Source organism: Parolsenella sp. LCP21S3_E11, assembly GCF_052118165.1.
GTDB lineage: Bacteria > Actinomycetota > Coriobacteriia > Coriobacteriales > Atopobiaceae > Parolsenella.
This window is the reverse complement of the sequence record NZ_JBQKHS010000001.1, coordinates 165,927-191,316: the sequence shown is the minus strand read 5'-3', so window position 1 is coordinate 191,316 and position 25,390 is coordinate 165,927. Positions and strand designations below refer to the sequence as shown.

At 64.7% G+C, this 25,390-nt stretch carries 13 protein-coding genes; 5 read left to right on the top strand and 8 right to left on the bottom strand.

All coding sequences use genetic code 11. The annotated features are described in order from the left end of the window. Positions 1 to 113: 113 nt before the first annotated feature. The 4 genes from tyrS to ACTQ1Z_RS00830 form a co-directional block, all read right to left on the bottom strand. On the bottom strand, positions 114 to 1,331 hold the full coding sequence (gene tyrS, locus ACTQ1Z_RS00845) for a tyrosine--tRNA ligase (RefSeq protein WP_441857988.1): 1,218 nt from the start codon (positions 1,329 to 1,331) through the stop codon (positions 114 to 116). 140 nt (positions 1,332 to 1,471) lie between these two features. After that, positions 1,472 to 3,247 carry a hypothetical protein gene (locus ACTQ1Z_RS00840; RefSeq protein WP_441857986.1) on the bottom strand — a complete coding sequence of 592 codons (1,776 nt, stop codon included), beginning with the start codon at positions 3,245 to 3,247 and terminating at the stop codon, positions 1,472 to 1,474. 30 nt (positions 3,248 to 3,277) lie between these two features. After that, entirely contained in the window at positions 3,278 to 5,224 is a 1,947-nt protein-coding gene (locus ACTQ1Z_RS00835) for a hypothetical protein (RefSeq protein WP_441857985.1), read from the bottom strand. After that, on the bottom strand, positions 5,221 to 6,945 hold the full coding sequence (locus ACTQ1Z_RS00830; protein WP_441857983.1) for a DUF6056 family protein: 1,725 nt from the start codon (positions 6,943 to 6,945) through the stop codon (positions 5,221 to 5,223). Before ACTQ1Z_RS00830 ends, ACTQ1Z_RS00835 begins: the two co-directional genes overlap by 4 nt. A 144-nt stretch (positions 6,946 to 7,089) precedes the next feature. On the opposite strand from ACTQ1Z_RS00830, the gene ACTQ1Z_RS00825 reads away from it, so the two are divergent. Then, the gene (locus tag ACTQ1Z_RS00825) at positions 7,090 to 9,234 is read left to right on the top strand and encodes a transglycosylase domain-containing protein (protein WP_441857981.1); all 2,145 of its coding nucleotides are present in this window, start codon (positions 7,090 to 7,092) and stop codon (positions 9,232 to 9,234) included. Positions 9,235 to 9,424: 190 nt separating this feature from the next. Here ACTQ1Z_RS00825 and argH read toward each other — a convergent pair whose 3' ends face one another. The 3 genes from argH to ACTQ1Z_RS00810 all read right to left on the bottom strand — a co-directional run bounded on the left by argH (position 9,425) and on the right by ACTQ1Z_RS00810 (position 16,607). Beyond that, on the bottom strand, positions 9,425 to 10,858 hold the full coding sequence (argH, locus tag ACTQ1Z_RS00820; protein WP_441857979.1) for an argininosuccinate lyase: 1,434 nt from the start codon (positions 10,856 to 10,858) through the stop codon (positions 9,425 to 9,427). 96 nt (positions 10,859 to 10,954) lie between these two features. Beyond that, positions 10,955 to 15,865 (bottom strand): acyl-CoA dehydratase activase-related protein, encoded by a 4,911-nt coding sequence (locus tag ACTQ1Z_RS00815; protein WP_441857977.1) that lies wholly within the window; start codon positions 15,863 to 15,865, stop codon positions 10,955 to 10,957. Beyond that, a complete protein-coding gene (locus tag ACTQ1Z_RS00810; RefSeq protein ID WP_441857975.1) occupies positions 15,858 to 16,607 on the bottom strand; it encodes a TetR/AcrR family transcriptional regulator C-terminal domain-containing protein in 750 nt (249 codons plus the stop codon). The genes ACTQ1Z_RS00815 and ACTQ1Z_RS00810 overlap by 8 nt, the downstream gene beginning before the upstream one ends. A 478-nt stretch (positions 16,608 to 17,085) precedes the next feature. Here ACTQ1Z_RS00810 and ACTQ1Z_RS00805 point away from each other — a divergent pair, with 478 nt between their 5' ends. Then, positions 17,086 to 18,030, top strand: coding sequence for an endonuclease/exonuclease/phosphatase family protein (locus ACTQ1Z_RS00805; RefSeq protein ID WP_441857973.1), 945 nt, complete (start codon positions 17,086 to 17,088; stop codon positions 18,028 to 18,030). Between the two features lie 68 nt (positions 18,031 to 18,098). Here ACTQ1Z_RS00805 and ACTQ1Z_RS00800 read toward each other — a convergent pair whose 3' ends face one another. Beyond that, a complete protein-coding gene (locus ACTQ1Z_RS00800; RefSeq protein ID WP_320678723.1) occupies positions 18,099 to 18,347 on the bottom strand; it encodes a hypothetical protein in 249 nt (82 codons plus the stop codon). A gap of 571 nt (positions 18,348 to 18,918) precedes the next feature. Here ACTQ1Z_RS00800 and cysK point away from each other — a divergent pair. The 3 genes from cysK (at position 18,919) to ACTQ1Z_RS00785 (ending at position 25,326) form a co-directional block, all read left to right on the top strand. Further along, positions 18,919 to 19,845, top strand: coding sequence for a cysteine synthase A (cysK, locus tag ACTQ1Z_RS00795; RefSeq protein ID WP_441857971.1), 927 nt, complete (start codon positions 18,919 to 18,921; stop codon positions 19,843 to 19,845). Between the two features lie 206 nt (positions 19,846 to 20,051). Then, the gene (gene rlmKL, locus ACTQ1Z_RS00790; RefSeq protein WP_441857969.1) at positions 20,052 to 22,796 is read left to right on the top strand and encodes a bifunctional 23S rRNA (guanine(2069)-N(7))-methyltransferase RlmK/23S rRNA (guanine(2445)-N(2))-methyltransferase RlmL; all 2,745 of its coding nucleotides are present in this window, start codon (positions 20,052 to 20,054) and stop codon (positions 22,794 to 22,796) included. A gap of 217 nt (positions 22,797 to 23,013) precedes the next feature. Continuing rightward, positions 23,014 to 25,326, top strand: a complete 2,313-nt coding sequence (locus ACTQ1Z_RS00785) for a KUP/HAK/KT family potassium transporter (RefSeq protein WP_320678728.1) — start codon at positions 23,014 to 23,016, stop codon at positions 25,324 to 25,326. Positions 25,327 to 25,390 lie beyond the last annotated feature (64 nt).

The following is a 25,390-nucleotide window of genomic DNA, read 5'->3' as shown; positions in this document are numbered from 1 at the left end:
CTCGCAGGCATGTCAGGCAGCCTGGTCGAAGGCACGTCAGACGAACCTGGCCGTCGCTAGCGCGTCAGGCAGCCCGCCCGCTGGCGCATCAGACAAACCTGGTCGAAGGCGCGTTAGACGAGCCTGGCCCAGCGCCTCTTGCCGGACTGGACAACGGCACCCGCCACGAACGGCGTGGGGTCGACGTTGTAGCACTTCGGCGCGAGAGCCTCGCCATTCACCTTGACGCCACCGCCGTCAACGAGACGACGAGCCTCGCCGGCGCTGCTGGCAATCCCCAGGTCAACGAGGAGCTTGCCGAGGTAGACCAGACCCTCATCGTTCACCTCGACGACAGAGGCGGGGAACTCCGGCACGTTCTCGGGAACCTCACCCTTCTTGAACTGGGCGTCGAAAGCCTCGAGCGCCTTCTGGCCAGCACCCGCGCCGTGGTAGAGGTCGACGATGTTAACGCCAAGCTCGCGCTTGAGCTTGTAGGGATCGGCGGAGCCGTCGGCGAACGCGGCGTCGATGGCCTCGATCTCCTCGATAGTCTTGGTCGAGCAGAGGCGATAGTACATCGGGACGATCTCGTCGGCGATGGACATGATCTTGCCAAACATATCGGCAGGCTCGTCGGTAAGGCCAATGTAGTTCTTGTAGCTCTTGGACATCTTCTTCACGCCATCGGTGCCCACGAGCAGCGGCATCGTGAGGGCGACCTGCGGCTCCATACCCTCGGCACGCATGAGGTCGCGGCCGGCGAGCAGGTTGAAAATCTGGTCGTTGCCGCCCATCTCGACGTCGGCCTTGACCACGACGGAATCATAGGCCTGGAGCACGGGGTAGATGAACTCGTGCAGGGCAATGGAGAGACCGTTGGTGTAGCGGTTGTGGAAGTCCTCGCGCTCGAGAATGCGGGCGACGTTGAACTTGCTCATGAGGCCAAGCATCTCGCCAAGGTTGAGCGGCTTGATCCAGTCACCGTTGTGGACGATGGTCGTCTTCTCGGGGTCGAGGACCTTCATGGCCTGCGCAACGTAGGTCTCGGCGTTGGCCTCGACCTGCTCCTCCGTGAGGGGCGGGCGGGTGGAGTCGCGACCGGACGGGTCGCCAATGAGAGCGGTGCCGTTGCCGATGATCAGGGTGACGTTGTGGCCCAGGTCCTGGAACTGGCGCATCTTGCGCAGGGGCACGGCGTGGCCCAGGTGGAGGTCCGGGCTCGTGGGATCGACGCCCAGCTTGATGTTCAGGGGCTTTCCACGACGTAGCTTCTCGCGGAGCTCCTCCTCGGGGACGATCTGGGAGACGCCAGAAGTGATGACCTTCATCTGCTCGTCAACTGAAAGCACTGTTCCTCCAAAATACCTGCTAGCACCCTCACCCGGTTGGGCGGTGCTCATGATTGTGTGGCGCCGCACAGGCGCGGCTCGCCCGCATAAACGGGACGGTTGCTAAGTGTAGCGAAAAGCGGCGGTCGGCGAGCCGTCGCTTATGCGGTAGGCATCCCCGTGGCAGAGCTAAAGTTCCACACCGAGATCATCTTGCTCGAGATGGCGCCGGCGCCGAGGTCAGAGACCTTGGTGGCGATCACCGAGGGGTCGACATGCTCTTGCAGATAGGCCTCATAGAGCTTCGCCGTCGCCTCGGTCGCGACAAGCGTCATGTCGCGGCGCGTGGCGAGTTGCATGAGGGGTGCGGCATCCGTGAGACCCCAACGCTCAAGGCAGGTGTCCCACGGCGCGGTCTCGCTCTCCCATCCTCCCACAAGCAGAATGTTATCCGGGCACTGCCACCTCGCGGATGCGAAGGCGTCGGTCCCGCTGAACCAAGCGCTCTGGGTGTGGCCGAATACCACGAGCTCATCCGGGTGGCTCTCGACGTACTCGCTCGCCGCAGCCGCGAAGGGAAGCGAAAGCCTCGACTGAAGCGGGCGCACCGTCGTCACCCAGAACATGCCGAGGCCCGCCGCGCAGACGACGCACGTAATCGCTGCCACCACGCGGGCGCGGGCGCCCGGGGCAGGAACCGCATCAGCACTGTGGCGGCCCTTACGCTCGGTGGGGCCCTGACAGCAGACAAGAAGGGCGAATAGTGTGACGATTGCCACGGGAATAACGATATGAAGCCTCGGACGGCCACGCATGACGATGAGCATGTAGTTCAGGAGCGCCATCGCGACCACGCCAAACGAAAGGACGCGAACGGACTTCTCCAGACCCTTCATCCGCGAAAGGGCAGCCGCAACAGCGAGCAAAAGAGCCGACAATGCGATCAACAGATACGTGACCTTCGCCTTGAACGACGCGATGAGATGCGCGAGCCCGTAGGTGGACTCAGCCTTGGAGATGCGCTCGAACAGGTCCGTCGAGAAGACCTCGTGGTCGACGAAGTCCCAGTCGTACATCATGGCAACATCATTGTCGCTGAGCTCCGGCGCCTGCTCGCGAACCCTCGAGACGTCCATTCGCTGCGTGTCGAGCACCTTGCGGCCGGCATCGAGATAGGAGGGGAAATCCTCCCAACCAGGAGTCGCGCGGTAAGCGGCCTGGCCAGCCCCATAGGAAATCGCAATCACGGCAACGACCGCCACGGCGCGGAGCAACGTACCCGCGCGACGACTGCGAGCGAGCGCCCAGACGAGGAAGGGAGCGAACAGGACGAGGGCTGCGACTCCGGACTCGGGGCGCAGAGAGAAACCGAGCGCCACAAGCACGTAGCCCGCGATGTCAGCCAGGCTCGGGCGGCCGGCGTCGCCAAAGACCGCGCGCGGCATGATGAGCATAAGGCCGGCGGCAAGCACAATGAACGCAACGATGGTGTACGTGAAGTACCACACGCAAACGATCTCGCACGAGAGCAGCACGGCACCAAGGCATACAAGCCGTGCGCGAGAGAGACCCAGGGAGATGAGCTGGCTCCAGGCTATCCAGAACGAGACGACCAGCATCGCAAGCAGCATGAGCGCATACCACGGAACCTGCGGCATAAGTTGGTAGAGCGCCGAGAGCGGCGCGCTCACGAGGACGAGCGTATAGGGCATGAGCGAGCTCGCGGCGGCCTGGAACTGACCACGCGCGAAGAGTCCCTGCACGAAGTCATCCGGAGGGGTGGCATAGACCGGCGCATGCAAAAGGCAGAGCGCCACCACAGGTAGAAGCGCCAGCAAAAAGGGTGCGATCATGCGGAAGGCGCGACCATGCGGAACGCGCGGGGCGACGGCTCGCGAATCGCAACTGGCAGGCTTGGGCTTTGGCTCTATCGGCATCGAGCGTCTCCAAACGGACAAGGAGACGTGCTAGATCGAGCGCCCGCCCCCAATTGCAGACTTCGCCCATTGTAAAGCTTGTTCAAGGCCCTCCGCCGCAAGGGGAAGGACCACGATGGCAAAGGGCAACACATAGACGGCCTTTGCCTCCCAAAGCAGGTAGCAGCCAAACCCCGTAAAGAAGGTCGCGGCAATGAGCAGGGTCGCGCACGTCACGGAACCATCGCCCACGCACACGTCAGGAGTCGGGGCGACGTCATGTCGCCGTGCGCCCGCAGAGGAGCCGACGCCGCCAGTCGGGTCAGCCGCAGGCGCGCCCGCAGAGGAGCCGGCGCCGCCAGCCGGGTCAGCCGCAGGCAAGCCTGCGACCTCCTTCCCCTCGCTGCCCCTCCCCCATCTACGGCAGGCCCAGGCCACATAGCCAAACGCAGCGGCGAACTCAACCGTCTGGTAGCCGTCGAGCAGGTAGGTCAGCCACGAGGAAATGGCGCCCAGGGGCTTGCTCGCATCCCCCAGGTTGAGGCGTCCGCCACCGGGGATTCCGCACATCGAGAGGTAGTAGAGGGACTGATAGGTCGGGTCCGCCCACTCCGTGGCGAGTTTGACGGAGAAGAAGCGAGCCGCGTAGGAGGGGTCGGAGACGAACTCGGTGACGTCCGCCGCGATCTCCCCAGCAGCAATCTCGTTCTGAATGTCGGCGCTCTCGCCCGAGAAGAACCACGTGGCGTTGGCGTGATTGGACCAGCCGCCAGGCGCGAACTCGGGCGCGCCGCCGTCCAAGCTCACGTAGAACTCGCCCGCACCCATGCGAAGCCCAAGCTCGAGGTGGTTAAGCGTGGTCAAGGCATCGCCAAACTCATAGCCAGAGGCTGCACGAAGCGCCTCGAAGGGCAAACCCGCCGCGGAGCGCGCGAGGAGCACGACGGAAAGGCACGCCGCAAGGCCCCAGGCGCTCTTGCGGCTGACGGCAAGTACGAGCCATGCGAGCACGGCGGCGATTGCGAAGAGCACGAAGGTCGCCTTGACGCAAAGCGCGAGAACGAGCGGCACGAACGAAAGCGCCAGCCACCTGAAGGCGACGCGCAGCTCATCCGCCCGCATCGCGCGAGCCTGTAGGGCGAGGAAGGCGAGCGCGAAGCCGCAACCCATCGCGTTTCCGTAGAGGAACGCGGAGAGCCAGTACATCGGCAGGCACATGGCCACGAGCACCCAGAGGATGCGGCGCGCGCCCGCGCTCGCCCCAACGTTCGACCCCAGGTCGAGCAGCGCCCACACGCCGAGGCAGGTCACCAGCGACGACAGCAGCTGGAAGACCATGTAGGAGTATTCGCCAAACGCGAGGCGAAGCGCATACATGATCCAGAAGAGCGATGCCTGGAACGGATAGCAGCAGAAATAAAGACGCGCGTCGGTGAAGAGCGTCCCGTACGGGCCGGAAAACGCCGCCGCGACGCCCCCTCCCTCAATCGCCTTATGGACAAAGTCGCGGATCATCCACGAGTCGCCCCAATAGGTATCGCGCGCCTGGATGCCCAGAATCATCAGCACCTGGAAGACGAGCGCACCAAGGATAAGCACCCTCGTGGCACGCGGTCCATCGAGGACGCTGCCGTGGCGCCAAGCCACATAGCACAAGGCCGCGGTCGCCACGCCGCCAACGGCGCCCGCGATGAGGGACGCCTTCGGGCCCGCCCAGGTGTAGATCGACATGGATTGCGTGAGGTTGCCGTCCTCCGCGCCCACCATGAGCCAGACGGTAGAAAGCACCACCACGAGAAGGACCACGCCGAGCATGAGCGCGCACAGCGCGAGGCCGAGACGAGCGAGGCCGTCGCCGACGCGGCGCCAGCGGTCGCCATCGTTAAAGGCGCTGGAGCGCTCGGGGAGACGGGCCACCTTTCGCGCGATGGTCCTGCCCGACAGGGGCTGATGCACGGCGCCATCCGTCGCGGGCATCATCGCGTTATCCGAGCTCACGAGACAGCCACATCCGTCGTGGCGGTATCCGTTACGACGGCGTCAGCCGCGGGCACATCCGTCGTGCCCGCATCCGTCACGACATCGCTCGCCATGGTGCCGGAAGGCGCATGATAGGCCACAATCGACTTCTTGCCATACCACTGGCAGAGGCGGTAGTTGATGTAGTTGTCCATGTTGTCGCGGATGTCGCCCATGAGCAGGACGTGCGGCACGTTGGTGTAGAACGGCACGCGGAGCTCGTCTGCGGTCGAGGTCTCAATGGTCGCGAGACGATCCTCTACCTGGGCGTCATATGCGGCGGCCTGCCCGGAGATGATCGAGCGCGCCGCGGAGACACTCGAGAGTTCCTCACCCATATCCTTATCGGTAGCCATAGAGCCCACGACGCACGCAAACACCAGGATTACGAGGCCAGCCGCGACTCCAACGTGCTGAGCCGTCATAACGTGGCCACGCGTCGAGCCCGCACCCAGCTCACGGCGACGCGCCGCGACCCAGCCACAGAACCAGAAGACGTTCAGAACGACAAGCACCACGAACAAATCGAAGCGGCAGTTCTGAACGCGGCCAGGGCCCACCGTTCCCTCCGCCCAGAACGTGGGCGTGAAGCTCGTGGCAAACAGCGCGATCGAGCCGGCGGCGACGAGGGCGGGCATGGGAAAGCGCCAGCCGCGCTCGGCGGCGCGGACGCAGACGCGCACGGCAATGACGGCCGCGAGCACCGCAAGGAGCAGCACGAGACCGCCACTCCACTCCTCCAGATACTGGAACGCCGCAAGCGACGACTTCACGATGGTGCCGACAACCCCCGCGGAGTCCTCGGGGAACTGCGTCTGCTGACGAACTTCGTTGCCGGGAGCGGCAAGCGACAGCGCAAGCCCCACGACCAGGAGTCCAAACGGCGCGAGGACATCAGACGAGGCCCGCCTACGGCGGGCAATCAGCACGACGAGCACGCAGGTCATGACCTCTACCACAACGAGCGCCGTAACAAAGTTGCCACCCGCAACGAACACGGCGAGCACGCACGCCCATATCTTGGCCCCTCGAGGAGCCGTGCGGCGGGCGGGATCGGCGATGCGCGCCACGCAGCCCAAGAGGGCAAGTGCGGCGGCGTGGTAGGTGGTGTAGTAGACGGCGCTGTTAAACCAGAAGATACCCTCGACGGGGCTCGGTTGCAGAAGGAGCTGGACGGCTACCGTCACGCAGGACAGCCCCAGCCAGGCGCCCCTCTCGGCACCAAGCAGCTCGACCATGACGACATGCGTGAAGAAGAAGGTGCCGGCGATGAGGCTTGCGAGCACGAGCGGCGCGGCGATCACGTAGAACTGCTCCCCAAAGACGCTCGGCTCGAGCGCCATAAGGAAGATCGCGGAATAGGTGCCCTGCCAGTCAAACCAGGCATTCCCCGCCTGCTGGAGCGCGGTGATCAGCGCGACGCCAATGTTGCCCGTCCTCTGAAGTGCGAGATGCGCCCACACGCCATAGTGCCAGTCATCCGCATAGGAGTGGTTGTACGCGCTGATGAGCACGAGGGGCACGAGGACGGCCACCAGCAGCGCGACGCCAGCGACCCCGACGGCCGTCATGGCGCGGGGTTCACGCGGGTGACCATCACGCTTGGGACACTTCATCTCGCGCTTTGCGCCTTCATGCTCGGCGCGGCGATGACGCGCGCGCCCATAGGACCCCTCCGGGGCCACGACACGACTCTCCATGCAATTCCCTTCAGTCATGTCCACAGTTTAAGGCAGGCGCGTCTCAAGCGATGTGGACGCGGCGTTAACTCAGCCGCGCGCTCAACGCTCCACCACGATTTAGCAGATAATGGGTAAGTCTGTGTACCTGTATTGGAGGACTGCATGGGAATTCGCAACCGTCGCGCCCGCGCCCACTCTAAGACGCACATCGTTGGCTTTTCCGCCGCCGGCGTCCTGGGTTTCCTGGTGCTGCTCGCCATCGCTCTCGCCGTCTCTCTCGGCGCCGTGATCGAGTCCTGGCTCCAGGACCTGCCCGACTACACCTCCGCCGACGCCTACCTCGTTGCCGAGCCGAGCGAGGTCTATGACGCGGACGGCAACGTCATCGCGACGTTCTACCTCGAGAACCGCCGCTCCATCTCGCAAGACGAGGTCTCTCCCTACGTCTGGAAGGGCACCGTCGACGTCGAGGACGAGCGCTTCTACAGTCACAACGGCGTCGACCCCATCGGCATTGGCCGAGCCGTCATCTCGCAGCTCTCCGGCCGCTCCGAGGGCGCCTCGACCATCACCCAGCAGCTCGTGCGCAATACGGTCCTGTCTGACGAGCAATTCGAGAAGTCCCTCAAGCGCAAGATCCGCGAGGCCTACATCGCCGTCGAGATGGAGAAGACCTACTCCAAGGAACAGATCCTGTTGATGTACCTCAACACGATCTTCTACGGTCATGGCGCCTACGGCATCGAGGCCGCAAGCATCACCTACTTCAACAAGCATTGCAGCGAGCTCACGCTCGCGGAGGCGGCCACGCTCATCGGCCTGCCCAACTCGCCCTCCTACTATGACCCCACGCAAAACCCCGACGCCGCCAAGGAGCGCCGCAACAAGGTTCTCGACAACATGCTGCGCCTCGGCGACATCACGCAGGAGGAGCACGATGCCGCGCAGGCGGAGGACCTCGTGCTCAACCTCGGCAACACGAACATGGACAGCCAGGGTACCTACCCCTACTGGACCAACTACATCAAGGGCCTGCTCGAGGGCGACTTCTCGCAGGACACTATCGTCCAGAGCGGTCTTAAGATCTACACCACGCTCGACCCGACCTACCAGGATGCCGCTCAAAGCGCGGTCGAGCGCATGCTCGACGAGACGGGCAACCCCGACAACGATGGATCGCTCGTCGCAATCGACCCACAGACCGGTTACATCAAGGCCATGGTCGGCGGTCGTGACTTCTACGCGGATTCCGACACCGCCCAGGTAAACGCTGCGACGTCGAACGCCAAGCAGACCGGCTCGAGCTTCAAGATGTTCACTCTTGTCGCCGCACTCAAGGCGGGCATGAACCCCACCACCAAGATCAACTGCAACTCCCCCATCCAGGTCAACAATTCCTGGAAGGTCCAGAACGCCGATAACGAGCCCTACGGCACCCTCAGCCTCGCCGATGCCACCGCTATCTCCTCGAACACCGGATACGTTCAGGTCGGTATGGCCGTCGGCGTCGACAACGTCGTCCAGACCGCCCACGACATGGGCATCTCGAGCGACCTCGACCCCTACGGCTCCACGATCCTCGGCGCCAACGGTTGCTCCCCGCTCGAGATGGCGGAGGCCTACGCCACCCTCGCGAGCGGTGGCCTTCACCGCGACGCCGTCGCCATCAGCAAGATCGAGGACCGCAACGGCAACGTCGTCTACGAGCACAAGGACAGCCCCACGCGTGTCCTCGACGAGAGCGTCGCCAAGGTCGCCGTCCAGACGCTCGAGGGCGTCCTCACCTACGGCCGCGGCACGGCCAAGCAGCTCCCCGGCCTCCTCACCATCAACCAGCCCGTCGCCGGAAAGACCGGCTCTACCGACAACCTCGAGAGCCTCTGGTTCTGCGGCATCACGCCCCAGGTCTCCGTCGCCGTCTGGACGGGCCACAAGGACGGAGACTACACGGTAAGGCTCGGCTATGGCGCGGGCGCGCACCCGTTCCAGACGTCGAACAAGGCCTTCGCCTACTTCGTCAACGCTGTCCTGTCCGACACCCCGCGTGCGGACTGGCCGATGGCAAGCGCGTCCGATCCCTCCTACAAGCCCAATACGAGCTGGAAGTTCTCCAACACGAGCACCGGCGAGAACGACCCGGACGCCGCGACCACGGAGGCAGCGACGACCGAGGCCGCCACGACGGGGAACGCGACGACCACGACCGAGCCCACTCCGGCGCCCGAACCCACTCCGGCGCCAACGCCCGAACCCACGCCTTCCCCGGAGCCGACCCCCGACCCCGACACGCCAACCGAAGGACAGTAGTCCTTTCAAGCCTGTCCTCCGGCCAGTGAAAACACGAACGCCCGCCTGCTTCGGCAGACGGGCGTTCTTCTTAACCTGTGAGCTATATCGCGCGCGGGCACCTCAGATTGCACGGGATGGCGGCACCGCTTGCAAGTCAGTGGCTATCCCGGCAACCCAACGCGAAGCCCGGCGCGGGGTCGGCAGCGACCTACGCCGTCTCGGCGGCGAGCACGTCGCGAGCCTGGGCGAGTTGCGCGCGAACGGCATCGTGGCCGGTGCCGCCGAGCGTCGTGCGACGGCGCACGATGTTGTCGATGTCGAGCGCCTCGCGAGCGCCATCATCGAAGAGCTCGGAGTAGCTGCGGAGCTCGTCGGTGGAGAGCTGCTGCAGGGTCACGCCCTCGCGCACGCAATCACCCACGATGCGACCCACCACGGCGTGAGCCTGGCGGAACGGCAGGCCCTTACCCACGAGATAATCCGCGAGGTCCGTCGCGGCCATGTAACCCTCGTGAGAGGCCTCGCGCATGCGGTCGGCCTTGAAGGTGCAGGTGGCGAGCATACCCGTGCAGGCCATAAGCGAACCCAGGACGGTATCGGCCGCGTCAAAGAGCGGCTCCTTGTCCTCCTGAAGGTCCTTGTCGTAAGTAAGCGGCGTGCCCTTCACGGTGACGAGCAGGCTCATGAGGTCGCCCACGACGCGACCAGACTTGCCACGAACGAGCTCTGCGAAGTCCGGGTTCTTCTTCTGCGGCATGATCGAGGAGCCGGTGGAGTGGGCATCGTCCATCTCCACGAAGCCAAACTCCGCCGAGCTCCACCAGACGAGCTCCTCGCAGAGGCGAGAGAGGTGAATCTGGCAGACGCTGCAGGCATAGATAAGGTCGAGCAGGTAATCGCGGTCGCTGACGGCATCCATCGAGTTGGCGACCGGCTCGTCAAAGCCGAGCTCGGAAGCCGTCATCGCGCGATCAAGCGGATAGGTGGTGCCGGCGAGCGCGGCGGCACCAAGCGGGCACTTGTTGGCGGTGGCCCGGGCGTCGGCGACGCGCTTGTGGTCGCGGGAGAACATCCAGAAGTAGGCGAGCAGGTGGTGCGAGAGAAGCACCGGCTGAGCCGGCTGCATGTGCGTGTAGCCAGGCATCACGACGCCAAACTGCTCCTCGGCGCAATCGAGCAGCACCTGCTGGATCCCCTCGAGCGAAGCGAGCAGCTCGTCGGCCAGGTCGCGAGCAATCATGTGCGTGTCGACGGCGGTCTGGTCATTGCGAGAACGGCCGGTGTGGAGACGGCCACCGGCAGGACCGATGCGCTCGGTGAGCACGCGTTCGATGGCCATGTGGATGTCCTCGTCACGGTCAACGTCGAACGTGAACTCGCCACGCTCGATCTCGCCGGCTATCTCGTCAAGGCCGGCGCGAATTGCCTCCGCGTCCTCCGCCGAGATCACGCCCTGGCGCGCAAGCATGGCGGCATGGGCCTTGGAGCCGCGGATATCCTGCTTCCACATGCGCTTGTCGAACGGCAGCGACGCTCCGAACCTCTCGAGCTCGCCCGTCGGCGCGGCGGAGAAGCGCCCGCCCCACAGGGGCTTCGGCTCAGCAGCCGTCTGCGTCGCCTTGCTCTCGTTGTTCTCGTCCATCACGTATCCCCTCTACGTAAGAGGCGGCCCGACCGCACCCGCTTGCGCGATCGGGCCGCCCGTCAATCTCTTAGGGCTCTATGGTAATCGAGCAGGCTACGATTCGTCCGCTTCCGTTTCGTTCTGTGACGCATCAGACATCTTGGGAGCGTCTGCCACACCAGCACCCTCCTCGGATCCGTCGGCACCCTCCGCGCCAGCCTCGGGGCCATCGACAGGAGCGGGCTCATTCGCGTCGGCGGCAGCAGCGCGCTCCGCAGCGCGGGCCTTGGCGGCCTCGATGCGGTCAAGCTGCATGCGGCTCAGCGGAAGGACGCCGGAGTCGTCGGCGGCATTGGCGCCGAGCCCGCAGGAAGCCTCCTCGACACGATCCCGCTCGCCCTCCTCCACATAGGGAGCCACGACGTTCGTGGTGGGGTCAACAGGATTCTCGAGGCGGAACTCGGCCACGTTCTCCGCGGCGCCGCCCATCTCTGCCGCAGCCGCACGGGCAGCGCGGAAGTTCTCCTTGGCCACGCTGATCATGAGCTTGATGCGGTTGAGCTGGTTGACCTCGGACGCGCCGGGGTCATAGTCGACGGCGACGATGTTGCTCTCGGGGTGCATCTCGCGCAGGCGCTTGATGACGGACTTGCCCACAACGTGGTTGGGCAGGCATGCGAACGGCGAGCAGCACACGATGTTGGGCGTGCCGCACTCGATGAGATCGCACATCTCGGCCGTGAGGAGCCAACCCTCACCCATCGTGTTGCACAGCGACAGCACCTGCTTCGCCTTGGCGGCGAGCTCGTAGATGTCCGGATACGGCTCGAAGCGGGTCGACTTCTCGAGCATACGGTTGATGGGCTCGCGCATCGACTCGATGAGCTTGATACCAGCCTGGTGAGTGAGGCGCTTGCTGAGCTTGGTGCCCAGCTCGCCCTTCATGTTCTTCGGGCTCGTCATGCCAAAGAGGAAGAAGTCGACGAGGCCGGGCACGACCGCCTCGCATCCCTCTTGCTCGATGACCTTGACGACCTGGTTATTCGCCGTCGGGTGGAACTTGACGAGGATCTCACCCACGACGCCCACGCGCGGCTTGGAGCGATCGGCCACGACGGGCAGCGTCTCGAACGCGTCGACCGTGTCCTGGCACAGCTTCAGGAACGCATGCTGGCCGCAGCTGGTCACCTCATCCTTGGCACGAGCCATGAACTGGTCATACAGCGCGTCGGCAGAGCCGGGCTCGGCCTCGTAGGGACGCACGCGATAGAGCACCTGCATAAGCAGGTCGCCATAGAGCAGGGCATAGACGGCGTGGACGATGATCTCGGGCTTGAAGATGTTGAAGCCGGGGTTGTCCTCGTCAAGGCCCTTCGCCGCGGTAAGCGAGACCACGGGGACCTCAGGGTGGCCGGCGTCGCGCAGGGCCTTGCGGATGAGGGCGATGTAGTTCGTGGCACGACAGCCACCGCCAGTCTGAGAGATCATGACGGCCGTGCGCGAGAGGTCATACTTGCCGCTCTCGATGGCCTCCATGATCTGGCCCGTGACCAGGATGGACGGGTAGCAGATGTCATTGTTGACGTACTTGAGGCCCGCCTCGACCGCACCGTGGTCGACGGAAGGCAGCAGCACGGCGTTGTAACCGTTCTTCTTGAGCAGCTGCTCGACGAGCTCGAAGTGGATGGGCGACATCTGCGGGCACAGCAGCGTGTAGCCGCTGTCCTGCATCTCCTTGGTGTAGCGCACCTTGTGAACGGCAGCGCTCTTCGCCTCGCGCCACACGGGCAGCGCCTGCTTGCCATCCTCGCGAACCCCCAGCGGCTTGGCGCGTTCGAGCGAGCCGTTCGCGCGGCGGACGTCCACAGGGCCGGCGGCCACAAGCTCGCCCGCGGCAGCCTCGCGCTCGAGTTCCTCGCGCTGCTCAACGAGGGCCGCCATCAGCGAGCGGATACGGATGCGCACCGCGCCGAGGTTCGAGACCTCGTCGATCTTGAGGGTGGTGTAGATCTTGCCAGACGCCTCGAGGATCTCCTGGACCTGGTCCGTCGTGAGGGCGTCGAGACCGCAGCCGAAGCTGTTTAGCTGGATGAGGTCGAGGTCGTTCCTGCTGGCGACGAAGCGCGCGGCGCGGTAGAGGCGGCTGTGGTACATCCACTGGTCGACGACGCGGATCGGGCGCTCGGGACGCATCTTGTGGGCGACGGAGTCCTCGGTGAGCACCGCGAAGCCGAAGCTGTTCACGAGCTCGGGAATGGCGTGGTTGATCTCGGGGTCGTTGTGGTAGGGACGGCCCGCGAGCACGATGCCGTGGACGTCGTGGGCCTCCATCCACTCGAGAGTCTCGTCGCCCTTGCGGTGCATGGTTTCCTTGAACTCGAGATCGGCCTCCCAGGCGACGTTCACGGCGCGGTCAACCTCGGCACGGGTGATGTGCTCGCCACGGAAGCGGCCGCGGCCGTTGGCGGCATCCTTCTCGCGCTGGACGGAGATCAGCTCGTAGAGGCGGCGCTTGAGCTCCTTTTTGTCGTCATACGGGATGAACGAGTCGAGGAACTCGACCTGGGGCGCGGCGAGCTCGTCGACGTTCAGGCCGAGCGCCTGCGGGTAGCTCATGACAATCGGGCAGTTGTAGTGGTTGCCCGCCGTCTCGTCCTCCTTGCGCTCCCAACGGATGCAGGGCATCCAGATGAAGTCCGGGTCCTTCTCGAGCAGGTTCATGATGTGACCGTGGCTGAGCTTCGCCGGATAGCAGACGGACTCGGACGGCATCGACTCGATGCCCGCCTCGTAGGTCTTCTTGTTCGACTGGTCAGACAGCACGACCGAGAAACCCAGCTCCGTGAAGAACGCGTGCCAGAAGGGGTAGTTCTCGTACATGTTGAGGGCACGCGGGATACCCACGGTGCCATGCGGTGCGGTCTTGGGGTCAAGTACCGGGCGATCGAACAACAGCTTGTTCTTGAAGGCGAAGAGGTTGGGGGCGAGCGCCTTGGCACGCTTGCCGCCAGAACCCTTCTCGCAGCGATTGCCCGTGATGAACTTGCGGCCGTTGCCGAAGTTGTTGATCGTGAGCAGGCAGTTGTTGGAGCAGCGGCCACAGTGGGCCTTGGTCTGCTTCACCTGGAGGTTGTCGATCTGCTCGCGGCTGAGCAGGGTCGAGGTGCCGTCCTTGCCGGCACGGTCGCGGGCGAGCAGGGCGGCGCCATAGCAGCCCATGCAGCCGGCGATGTCCGGGCGAATCGCCTCGCGACCGGTAAGCTTCTCGAACGCGCGCAGCGTCGCGTCGCTCATGAAGGTGCCGCCCTGGACGACGACATACTTGCCAATCTCCTCCGGGTCGCGCATCTTGATGACCTTGAACAGGGCGTTCTTGATGACCGAGTAGGAGAGGCCGGCCGCGATGTCGCCAACGGTCGCGCCCTCCTTCTGGGCCTGCTTCACGCGCGAGTTCATGAAGACGGTGCAACGGCTGCCAAGGTCAACGGGCTTCTCGGCACCCATGGCGGCGTGCGCGAAGTCCTGGACGGAGAGGCCCATCGAATCCGCGAAGCTCTCGATGAAGCTGCCGCAGCCCGAGGAGCACGCCTCGTTGAGCATGATGTGCTCGATGATGCCGTTGTGCACGCGCAGGCACTTCATGTCCTGACCGCCGATATCGAGGATGAACTCAACATCGGGGACGAAGGCCTTGGCGCCGCGAAGGTGAGCGACAGTCTCGATCTCGCCGGAGTCGGCGCCGAGGGCCTCGATGAGCAGGGCCTCGCCGTAGCCCGTCGTGGTGACGTGACCGACGGTGCAACCCTCGGGGAGCTTGTCGTAGATGTCATCCATGATGACGCGGGCGGTGCCCAGGACGTCACCACGGTTGTTGCCGTACCAGGTGTAGAGCAGCTCGCCGTCCTCGCCCACGACCGCGGCCTTCATCGTGGTTGAGCCGGCGTCGATGCCGATAAATACGCGGCCCCGATACGTGGCGAGATCACCCTTGGGGACCACTTGCGCATCGTGGCGGGCGTGGAACTCGGCGAGTTCCTCGTCATTGGCGAACAGCGGGTCGAGACGCTGGACCTCACTGCCCTGCATATCGCCAAGATTCTCGAGGGCGTCAATGACCTCAGCGAAGGTCACGCGCTTGTCGGACTCGCCAGCAAGGGCGGCGCCGGTGGCCACGAACAGATGGGCGTTGGTCGGGACGATGCGGTGCTCCTCGTCGAGCGAGAGCGTTTCATAGAAGCGACGGCGCAGCTCGGAGAGGTACTGGAGCGGGCCACCGAGGAAGGCGACGTGGCCGCGAATGGGATGGCCGCACGCAAGGCCGGAGACCGTCTGGTTGGCAACGGCCTGGAAGATCGAGGCGGCGACGTCCGCGGGAGCCGCGCCCTCGTTAAGCAGCGGCTGGACATCGGACTTCGCGAAGACGCCACAGCGGCTGGCGATCGGGTAGATATGGGTCGCCTGCTTCGCGAGCTCGTTAAGCCCGCCGGCGTCGGTGTGCAGCAGGCTCGCCATCTGATCGATGAACGCGCCCGTGCCGCCCGCGCAGGTGCCGTTCATGCGCTGCTCGATACCGTTATCGAAGTAGATGATCTTGGCGTCCTCGCCACCGAGCTCGATGGCGACGTCAGTCTCCGGAATGAGGGTCTCGACGGCACGCTTGCTCGCAATGACCTCCTGGACAAACTCGAGGTCGAGCCACTTGGCGAGCAGGAGGCCGCCGGAACCGGTGATTGAGACGCGCATGGAGGCGTTGCCGAGCACGGCGCGGGCCTTCTCGAAGAGCTCCTTTGCCGTGGCACGGATGTCGGTGTGGTGGCGCTGGTAGTTTGCGTAGACGATACGGTCCGCGTCGTTGATGACGGCGAGCTTGACCGTGGTGGAGCCCACGTCGATGCCCAGGCGCAGGTTGGCGCGCGAGAAGTCCGTGGTGTTGGCGGGGCGCAGCTCGGCCCCGTCCTCAACCAGCTCGATGCCGCGGGCCAACTTGGCCTGAGCCGCATTGGATGCTGCGGGATTGTTAGTCATGGATGGGCTCCTTTTCCTCCGCGAAAGCGCCCCTGCGCTCCGCATTGTTCTTGAGTTGCATAAGGGCCAGCGCATAGGCTGGCACGTTGAAGTCAATGGACTTGCCGTAGAGGTCGCCCGGGCGGACAAACATGAGCGAGGTCATGATCAGCGCCATCGTGCGGACGTCCTCTCGCATGCCACCCGTAAGCCAGCGCGTAAGGACGCCGGCCTCGGCAGACACCGCAAAAGCGAGGTAATAGTCGAAAAACGGGCCGAGGGCTCGGGAGTCGATGCCGTCGAGAGCACGAGAGACGACCGCCTCGCGACAGACGTCCTTGATCTTCTCGACGAAGGCGGGGTCACCGCCCTCGCCCAGAAGCGCCGTGAGATGCGAGGCGTTGTCGCGGAAGTAGCTCAGGAGCTCGACGGTTCCGGGGGCGGCCTCGAGCGATGCGAGGGCGGCGGTGAGCTCGTCGAGGTGCGACGACGAGATGTTCTCGACGAGGTCCCTTATGTCGTCAAGGGCCTCACGCTCGACGGCGTCGACAAGATCCGGGATGTCGCGGAAGTGCGAGTAGAACGTGCGACGCGTGAGACCCGCGCGTTCGGTGACAGCAGTGACCGTCACGCGCGACAGGTCGCCCGTGGCTTGAATCTCCGCGGCGAGGGCGTCGCGAAGCTGGGAGCGAGAGCGAATGCAGCGCCTATCGGCTCTGGCGCGACGGCGCGCAGCAGCAGCCTGAGTGAGAAGGTCTTGCACGCAACCCCCAGAGGTCTTGGTGTTGGCGGCGTCATCGAGCCGTCAGGTTCCTTTTATTACACAGCGTGCGCAGTATTTCACAATGTGAGCAATATCTTGCAACCGTTTGCCGACCCGCACGGTTAGGACACAATCGCTGCAAGTCATGCGGCGGTTTCGTCAGATATGGTTGCTGTCGGCTCTCCTCAGCTAGCATGAATGCTGACAACGGGGAGGGCAGTACATGACGCAGGGCAGCTCCACAAACGGATACGGGCACGGCACGACACCGTTCGAGAACAGGGACGCGAGGGCTGCATCCGGCGCGCCGATTCCCTCCCCTGCGCAGCAAGCGCCCTACCTCCCGCATAAGACCCCCGCAAGAGCGGCAAAACGCGCGGCGAAGCCCGCTCGTCGACCCGCGCGGAGGCACCACCGCCCGCGTCACCTGCTCGTCTCGGCATTGCTCTGGCTCGCCATGCTTGGTGTCTGCGCGCTCATGGCGCTAAGGGTCCTGCCTACGGGCCTCGCGAACGGCCGGATTATCCCCGAAGTGGTCTCGTTCGTCCCGCTCGCCCTCATTCCAACCATCATCTGCCTCGCGGTCGCCCTCTTGTCGAGAAGGCGCCTCCTCCTTGTCGTCTGCGTCCTCGCGCTCGCCATAAACGGCTGGTGGCACGTCGGATACTTCGCAGGCCGCGCGCGGGTCTCCCCCGCCGCCGAATACGCCGTGTCCACGAGCGCCACCACGGACGACTCATATGCGCGCGTCATGACGGTCAACACACTGAACGGAGCCGCGAGCGCCAAGCAGATCGTCGAGGTCTGCCGCACCGAGCACGTCGAGGTCCTCTGCCTGCAAGAACTCACGGACGGCATGGTGGTAGACCTCACGGCGGCGGGAATTGACGAGGTCCTCCCCTATCACGTGGTCTCCGAGGGTGCATCCGCCATCAGCAACGGTGGCCGCAACGGCATCTGGACGGCGGCACCCCAGAGCAACGTCTCGCGCAATCTCCTGCCCATCGAGACGAGCTCCATGCCCGCCGCGGACATCGCCATTGGCTCGACCACCGTTCGCATCGTGAGCGTCCACCCCAACTCGCCCGTCCGCGGGGCGGAGGACCTTTGGGACAAGGGGCTTTCCATAATCGGATCGCTTTCCGACTATGGGCACGCCTACCTCATCTTGGGTGACTTCAACTCAACCTGGGACCACGCGCGCTTCCGCACGCTTCTAGGCACGCGGTTCGCTGACGCCAGCCAGGCATCCGGCGAGGGATTCCACATGACCTACCCCTCGAACAAGATCGTGCCGTCGCTCATCGAAATCGACCACATCGTCTACGCGAGGGATTCCGGCATCACGGTGAGCTCGCTCAAGACCGTCGAGATCGCCGGCACGGACCACAAGGCCCTGATCGGCACCCTCGAGGCGAACTAAGATTAGGCCTATTGCTTCGCGACGGCAGCTCAAAATGGGCAGATTGTACTCAGTGGGAGCCAGCCCGGCTATTTGTCTTCTTCGTCGCCCTGGCATTCCCGTAGCATCAAAATCGTGGCACGCGCCAGATCGAGCCGAAACTGTAAGTCGGCGATATAAGACTTAAGCAGGTCAGGGGAGTCGGGCATGGTGGCTACGTCGTCATCCGCCGAGCAGCTCCAGAGCTTCTTCCCAAGCCTTCCGTCAAATGGCCGATAAACCATGGCGGCTATTACGACCATACCCGAATGGAGCCATGACCCGTCAACTGTTCTCATCGTTCTCCCAACGCCCTTCACCATAGCACCGTCAGACTTTCCGACGCCGGGAAGAGAGATGGCCTTGCTTTTAATAGCGGATTAACCATGAGCTATGCTAGCTGCATATTTGAATTTAGAAACCATCTATATGTGTGTTGCGTAGCAAAACATACAGATGCGTCGAAATCGGACACTATTTTTTGTGTCCGCAACAATATGACGTCGTGCCCGCAATGACAACGTCGCCGTGTCCGCAACAATATGTCGCTGTGTCCGTAACAGCACGGCTCCATATCCGCAATGACAGCGTCGCTGCGTCCGCAATGACGGCGTCGCTTCGTCCGTAACGACACGTCACGTCCGCCAAGCAATTCCTCATTGCCAGTTGATGAAAAACCATAAATTCCTACTGGATTTGTTGGTTTATTGGTGACATACTTGCCCCCAACGAAGCGGAGGTCCCGCGCGACGCGCGCTCAACCCCCGCGTCGGCAAAGAGGAGAAACCTCTCCTCTCGCCTATGGACGGCAAAACCCGTCCGCCAGTCTGGTCGGAGCCGCGCTCCGTCCGCAGCCACAAGGAGGCTCTCATGCACGTCGCAAACCATGTCGAGGCACTCATCGGCTCCACCCCTCTCGTTGACCTCTCCTCGCTCCTCCCCGCCGACGCCCAGGCCAAGGGCACCCGCGTCCTCGGCAAGTACGAGGCGACCAACCCCGGCGGCTCCGTGAAGGACCGCGTCGCCCGTTACATGCTTGACGCAGCCGAGGCATCCGGCGAGCTCAAGGCAGGCGGCACCGTCATCGAGCCCACGAGCGGCAACACCGGCGTAGGCCTGGCAATGCTCGCGGCCGCCCGCGGCTACAAGATGATCCTCACCATGCCTGAGACCATGTCCATCGAGCGCCGCAAGCTGGCCGCCTCCTACGGCGCGGAGATTGTCCTCACCCCCGGCGCCGAGGGCATGAAGGGCGCCATCGCCAAGGCTGATGAGCTGCACGCCTCCACACCCAACAGCATCGTCGCCGGCCAGTTCACCAACCCCGCCAACCCGCGCGCCCACTACGAGACCACCGGTCCCGAGATTTGGGCCGACACCGAGGGCTCCGTCGACGCCATCGTCGCCGGCGTTGGCACGGGCGGCACCATCTCCGGCACCTCCAAGTTCCTGAAGGAGCACAAGCCGGGCGTCTACGCCGTCGCCGTCGAGCCGGCAGAGAGCCCCGTGCTGTCAGGCGGAAAGCCCGGCGGCCACAAGATCCAGGGCATCGGTGCCGGCTTCGAGCCTGAAAACTTCAAGCGCGAGCTCGTCGACGAGATCCTGCCCGTCGCCTCGACTGACGCAATCGCCGAGCGAGCCGAGCTCGCCGCCAAGGTGGGCGTCCTCGTGGGCATCTCCTCCGGCGCCGCCGCCTTCGCCGCGCTCTCCGTCGCCCAGCGCCCCGAGTTCGCCGGCAAGACCGTCGTCGCTATCCTTCCCGACACCGGCGAGCGCTACCTCTCCATGGACCTGTAGCTTCAAGCGCCTCAGCGCGCTCGAGCCCCAATCCACGCGACTCCCTTCCAACGTCCCGCTCAGCACCTTGCTCAAGCGGGGCGTTTTCTGTGTATACAGCCGGTGAGCCGCACGTTTACGCCCATATGGGTTAACCTCGGCAGGAGATGTGAGGGGCAAGCAGCCCCCTTACGGGCAAATGGTGACCCGATCGAAAGGTGATGCGCATGGCAGACACGCATGAGTTCTTCGCAACTTGTCCCAAGGGTTTCGAGCGCCTGCTCGCAGGCGAGCTCGCGAGTCTGGGAACCACAGGCGTTCGCGCCCTCCACGGCCAGGTGGCCTTCTCCGGCGCCCTCGCCGACGCCTACCGCGTCTGTCTCTGGAGCCGCATCGCCTCGCGCGTCGTCCTCGTCCTCTCCCACGGTGCCGCGACCGACGCAGACGAGCTCTATGACGCAGCCTCCTCGATCGAGTGGGAGAGCCACCTTTCCCTATCCTCTACCTTTGCCGTCGATGCCCACGGCGTGAACGACCAGCTCAGGAACACCCAGTTCGTCGCCCTCCGCGTCAAGGACGCGGTTTGTGACAAGATGCAGGCTCGCTTCGGCGGCCGCCCGAGCGTCGAGGTCCGCCACCCTGACGTCACGATCATCGCACGCGTCCGCGGCGAGCGCGTGACCCTTGGCATCGACCTCTCCGGCGAGCCGCTCTTCCACCGTGGCTTCGGCAGGCGCTCTACGGACGACGGCCTCGGCGGCCTCCGCGCAGACTACGCGGCCGCGATGCTCGCCGCCGGCTCCTGGCACCGCTGCCTGCGCCACGACGCCCCCACCCTAGCCACCGCATACGCCGGCTCGGGCACCATCCTCGTCGAAGCAGCCGGCGCCGCGCTCGACCGCGCCCCTGGCCTGCTTCGCTCACGCTGGGGCTTCGACCGCTGGCTGGGCCATGACGCCGCAGCCTGGGAGACCCTCCTCGACGAAGCGGACGAGCGTGCCGAGAAGGGCGGCGAGCGTGCCGGCTCCCTTCGCCTCGTCTCGCTTGACGATCGTCCCGGCGCCGCCTCCGCCGCCCGCACGGCCCTGCGCTCGGCAGGCCTCGACGTCTCTCTCGATACGCTGACCTCGCGCGATACCCTCGCGGATGTTCTCGCGGACTCCGACGCCTCCTCCACGCTCGGCGTTTGCGATCTCTCCTGGCTCCGCACCGCAGAGCTCGCGCGCGAGGTCTCCGCCCTCGGCTGCGTCACCGCCCTTGCGGACTCCCTGCCCACGGGCTCGCCGCTCGCCGCGTTCGTGCTGGGCGACAACCTCGACGCCGCCCTCGGCATGGCGCCGACAGACAGCGTCTCAACGCTGCTCGGCCGCGACGAGGCCACGATTCGCCTCTACGCCGAGACGGACGATGCCCGCGCCACCGGCGGCGGCGACAACGGGACGCCCGCAGCACCCGCGCCGCGCGCCACCGTCACCCTCAAGGACGGGACGACCATCCCCGTGCTCGTCTCCGCGTCAGACCAGTTCGCGGCGCGTCTCCAGAAGGTCGCGAAGCTCCGCGCCAAGTGGTCGAAGCGCGAAGACGTGAGCTGCTACCGCGTCTACGACGCAGACCTCCCCGACTACGCCGTCGCCATCGACCTCTACCAGGCGAGCGAGGCCTCGCGCGGCCGCGACAAGGGCGGACGCTGGCTTGTCGTCCAGGAGTACGCCGCACCCAAGGGCATCGACCTCGACCTCGCACATCGTCGTCTACTCGACGTCCTCGCCATCGCGCCGCGCGTCCTTGGCGTCGACCCCAACGACGTCACCCTACGTGTGCGCAAGCGCGCCAAGGGCGGCTCCCAGTACGCGAGCGAGCAGGAGGAAGGCGCTGACACCCGCCCCGGCCGCCGCTCGCGTCTCGCGCTTGCCCCCGGCTCCCACCTCGTAGACGAGGGCGGCCTCATCTTCGAGGTCAACCTCGCCGAGCGCCTCGACACGGGCCTCTTCCTCGATCATCGCGACGTGCGCGCCCAGGTGCGCGAGCTCGCCAAGGGCACCAAGGGCTCGAAGCGCTTCCTCAACCTGTTCGCCTACACCGGCACTGCCACCTGCTACGCCGCGGACGGTGGGGCAAAGCACACGACGACGGTTGACCTCTCTCGCACCTACCTCGACTGGGCCGAGCGCAACATGGAGCGAAACGGCTTCACCGGCGACGAGCACGAGTACGTCCAGGCTGACGTCGTCCGTTGGATCAGCGAGCAGCGCCGCACGCGCAACCGCTGGGACCTCGTCTTCTGCGATCCCCCAACCTTCTCGAACTCCAAGCGCATGGGCCGCGACTCCTTCGATGTGCAGCGAGACCACGCCGAGCTCCTCATCGGCGTCTCGCGCCTGCTCACCGCGGACGGCGTCTGCCTGTTCTCCTGCAATCTGCGCGGCTTCACCCCCGACACCGAGAAGCTCGAGAAGTACGGTGTCGAAATCGAGGACGTCACAGAGGGCACCATCCCGGAGGACTTCAGCCGCAACGCAAAGATCCACCACGTCTACCTCGTGAAGAGGACCCCGCGCCCCGAGGGCGCCAGCGATCTGCCGGAGGAGGCGCGCCGCGAACAGGCCAGCTTCCGCCACGAGCAGAACGGCCCTCGTCGCGATTCGAGCGACCGCCGCTACCCGCAAGGTGACCGCCGTAGCTCGGGCGACAACCGCCGCATGCATGACGACCGCCGTGGCCCGGACGACCGTCGACGCACGCGTGACGATCGCTATTCGCGAGACGACCGCGGCCCGCGGGGAGATCGCTTCCAGCGCGACGACCGTGGCCCGCGCGGCGACCGCTATTCGCGAGATGACCGTGGCCCGCGTGGCGACCGCTTCTCGCGCGACGACCGCCGCGGCACGGATGGCCCGCGCCGCTACTCCGACGGTCCCCGCCGCTCGTCATCGCCCTCGGACCGCCGCGGTCCGGGGCGCGGAAGGTACTAAAGACCGCGTGAGCGGCACCGACCGCCGTCCTCCGCACATAAAGACCGCATAAAGTGGTACCTTAAGCTGCTTGACTTCAGCGCCCGCGCCGAGGTCGGGCAGTTTTTGTTGCGTCGTCCAGTTTGCGACCCCGTGGGCCACAAACAAGACGAAGTGGCCTGGACACGTATTGGAGCGGCCGGGGCGGAAAGCCCCCGTCACAAGGAGAGCAAGGAACATGGGTGTTTCTCGCGCAGCCGAACCCTCGACAAAGAAGAGGTCGTCGGCAAAGTCCGCTGGCATCCCGCTATCAGCGGCGATGATTCTCGTTACGCTTGGCGTCGTCTACGGCGACATCGGAACGAGCCCGATGTACACGCTCAAGGCGATCATGAGCGGCAACGGCGGCCTCACCACGATGAGCCAGGACGTCGTCATCGGCGCGCTGTCCCTCGTCATCTGGACGATGACCCTCATCACCACCGTCAAGTACGTGCTCGTCGCCATGAAGGCCGACAACCACAACGAGGGTGGCATCTTCGCCCTCTACAGCCTGGTGAAGCGCTGCGCCAAGTGGCTCATCATCCCCGCCATGGTTGGCGGCGCCGCGCTGCTCGCGGACGGCATCCTCACCCCCGCGGTGACGGTCACCACGGCCATCGAGGGTCTCCGCACGATCCCGTTCTTCCACGGCATCATCGGCGACAACCAGAACGTCGTCGTCTTTATCACCATCGCCATCCTCTGCGTGCTGTTCGCCATGCAGCGCGCCGGCACCTCCATGATCGGCAAGGCCTTCGGCCCGATCATGACCATCTGGTTCCTCTACCTCGGCATCGTCGGCCTCGTGAACGTCGGTGCGGACCTCAACGTCTTCCGTGCGCTCAACCCGCTGCGCGGCATCACGTTCCTGTTTGATGGCAACCTCAACAAGGCCGGCCTCATGGTCCTCGGTAACGTCTTCCTCTGCACGACCGGCGCCGAGGCCCTCTACTCCGACATGGGTCACGTCGGCAAGGCCAACATCTACGCCTCCTGGCCCTTCGTCAAGGCATGCCTCATTCTCAACTACCTCGGCCAGGGTGCCTGGATCCTTGCCAACAAAACCAACGCCGAGCTCGCCGCCCTGCACGAGCTCAACCCGTTCTTCCAGATGCTTCCGGAGAACCTCCGCGTCTTCGCCGTCGTCCTCTCGACCTTCGCTGCCATCATCGCGTCGCAGGCCCTGATCACCGGCTCCTACTCGATCATCTCCGAGGCTATTCGCCTCAACCTGATGCCGCACATGCGCATCGCCTACCCGAGCGAGACCAAGGGCCAGATCTACATCCCGCTGGTCAACAACATCATGTGGGTCTCCTGCATCGGCGTCGTGCTATACTTCCGCAGCTCCTCCCACATGGAGGCCGCCTACGGCCTGGCCATCACCGTCACGATGCTGATGACCACGATGCTGCTGTTCACGTACCTCATGCGCGTCCGCAAGCGCAAGGTCGCCGCTTGGCCGTTCCTCCTCTTCTTCATGGCCATCGAGCTGGCGTTCTTCTTCTCGAGCCTCACGAAGTTCCTGCATGGCGGCTACGTCACCGTCGTCATCGCCGCCCTCATCTTCGTCGTCATGTACATCTGGCGCCGCGGCACCGCCATCGAGCGCACGCAGAGCGTCTATCTACCCACCAAGCAGTACATCGACCAGCTCGCCGAGCTCCGCCAGGACAATGAGATCCCGTACCTCGCCGACAACCTCGTCTTCCTCACGAACGACTCCTCGCCCGACAGGCTCGACCGCGACATCCTCTACTCGATCCTGGATAAGCGTCCGAAGCGCGCCCGCGCGTACTTCTTCCTGAACATCCAGGTCACCGACGAGCCGTACACTCACGAGTTCTCGGTCAACACCTTTGGCACCGACTTCATCTTCAAGGTGCAGATCCGTCTTGGCTTCTGCGTGAACCAGCGCGTCAACGAGTACCTCTACCAGATCGTCGAGAAGCTCGTTCAGGACAACATGATCGCGCCGCAGCATCACAAGTACTCGATCTACAAGAAGAAGAGCTCGGTCGGCGACTTCCGCTTCTGCCTCGTGCGCAAGGTGCCGTCTAGCTCCGCCGACATCTCCGCGTTCGACCGCAACATCATCAACGCGAAGTACATCATCCGCCGCGTCTGTGGCTCGCCCGCGCACTGGTATGGCCTCGAGAACTCCTCCGTCATCTTCGAGTACGTGCCGCTGTTTGCCCGCACGAAGCGTCAGCACACCCTCGACTACGTCGAGCTCCCCGACGCCCTCAGGCGCGCTGGACTTGCCTATGACAAGAACAACGACGAGTACGTCGCCCTCCGCACGGGCCGCAGGGTCCAGCTTGATGACGCCGAGAAGTACCTCGATGAAGAGGAAGATGTCGACCTCTTTGACGCCGCCGTCCGCAAGGCCCACGATGATGAGGCCCGCTACGTCGAGGACAGCATCATTGGTGGCGACACCGCGGTCTTCCGCCCCGTCTCCGCCGATGACGAAGAGGACGAGGACACCGAGGAGAACGAGGACTAGCGTCTCCGTCTAACCCGCCTCAAGCAAAGCGGCGGCATCCCGAGCGAGGGGTGCCGCCGCTTAT

What these genes read in the sequence shown, in the direction of transcription:
- rlmKL (WP_441857969.1), top strand. Translation starts at nt 20,052, where the DNA reads ATGGCAGACACGCATGAGTTCTTCGCAACTTGTCCCAAGGGTTTCGAG.
- ACTQ1Z_RS00800 (WP_320678723.1), bottom strand. Translation starts at nt 18,347, where the DNA reads ATGAGAACAGTTGACGGGTCATGGCTCCATTCGGGTATGGTCGTAATA.
- ACTQ1Z_RS00815 (WP_441857977.1), bottom strand. Translation starts at nt 15,865, where the DNA reads ATGACTAACAATCCCGCAGCATCCAATGCGGCTCAGGCCAAGTTGGCC.
- ACTQ1Z_RS00830 (WP_441857983.1), bottom strand. Translation starts at nt 6,945, where the DNA reads ATGGAGAGTCGTGTCGTGGCCCCGGAGGGGTCCTATGGGCGCGCGCGT.
- ACTQ1Z_RS00840 (WP_441857986.1), bottom strand. Translation starts at nt 3,247, where the DNA reads ATGCCGATAGAGCCAAAGCCCAAGCCTGCCAGTTGCGATTCGCGAGCC.
- cysK (WP_441857971.1), top strand. Translation starts at nt 18,919, where the DNA reads ATGCACGTCGCAAACCATGTCGAGGCACTCATCGGCTCCACCCCTCTC.
- ACTQ1Z_RS00785 (WP_320678728.1), top strand. Translation starts at nt 23,014, where the DNA reads ATGGGTGTTTCTCGCGCAGCCGAACCCTCGACAAAGAAGAGGTCGTCG.
- argH (WP_441857979.1), bottom strand. Translation starts at nt 10,858, where the DNA reads ATGGACGAGAACAACGAGAGCAAGGCGACGCAGACGGCTGCTGAGCCG.
- ACTQ1Z_RS00825 (WP_441857981.1), top strand. Translation starts at nt 7,090, where the DNA reads ATGGGAATTCGCAACCGTCGCGCCCGCGCCCACTCTAAGACGCACATC.
- ACTQ1Z_RS00805 (WP_441857973.1), top strand. Translation starts at nt 17,086, where the DNA reads ATGGCGCTAAGGGTCCTGCCTACGGGCCTCGCGAACGGCCGGATTATC.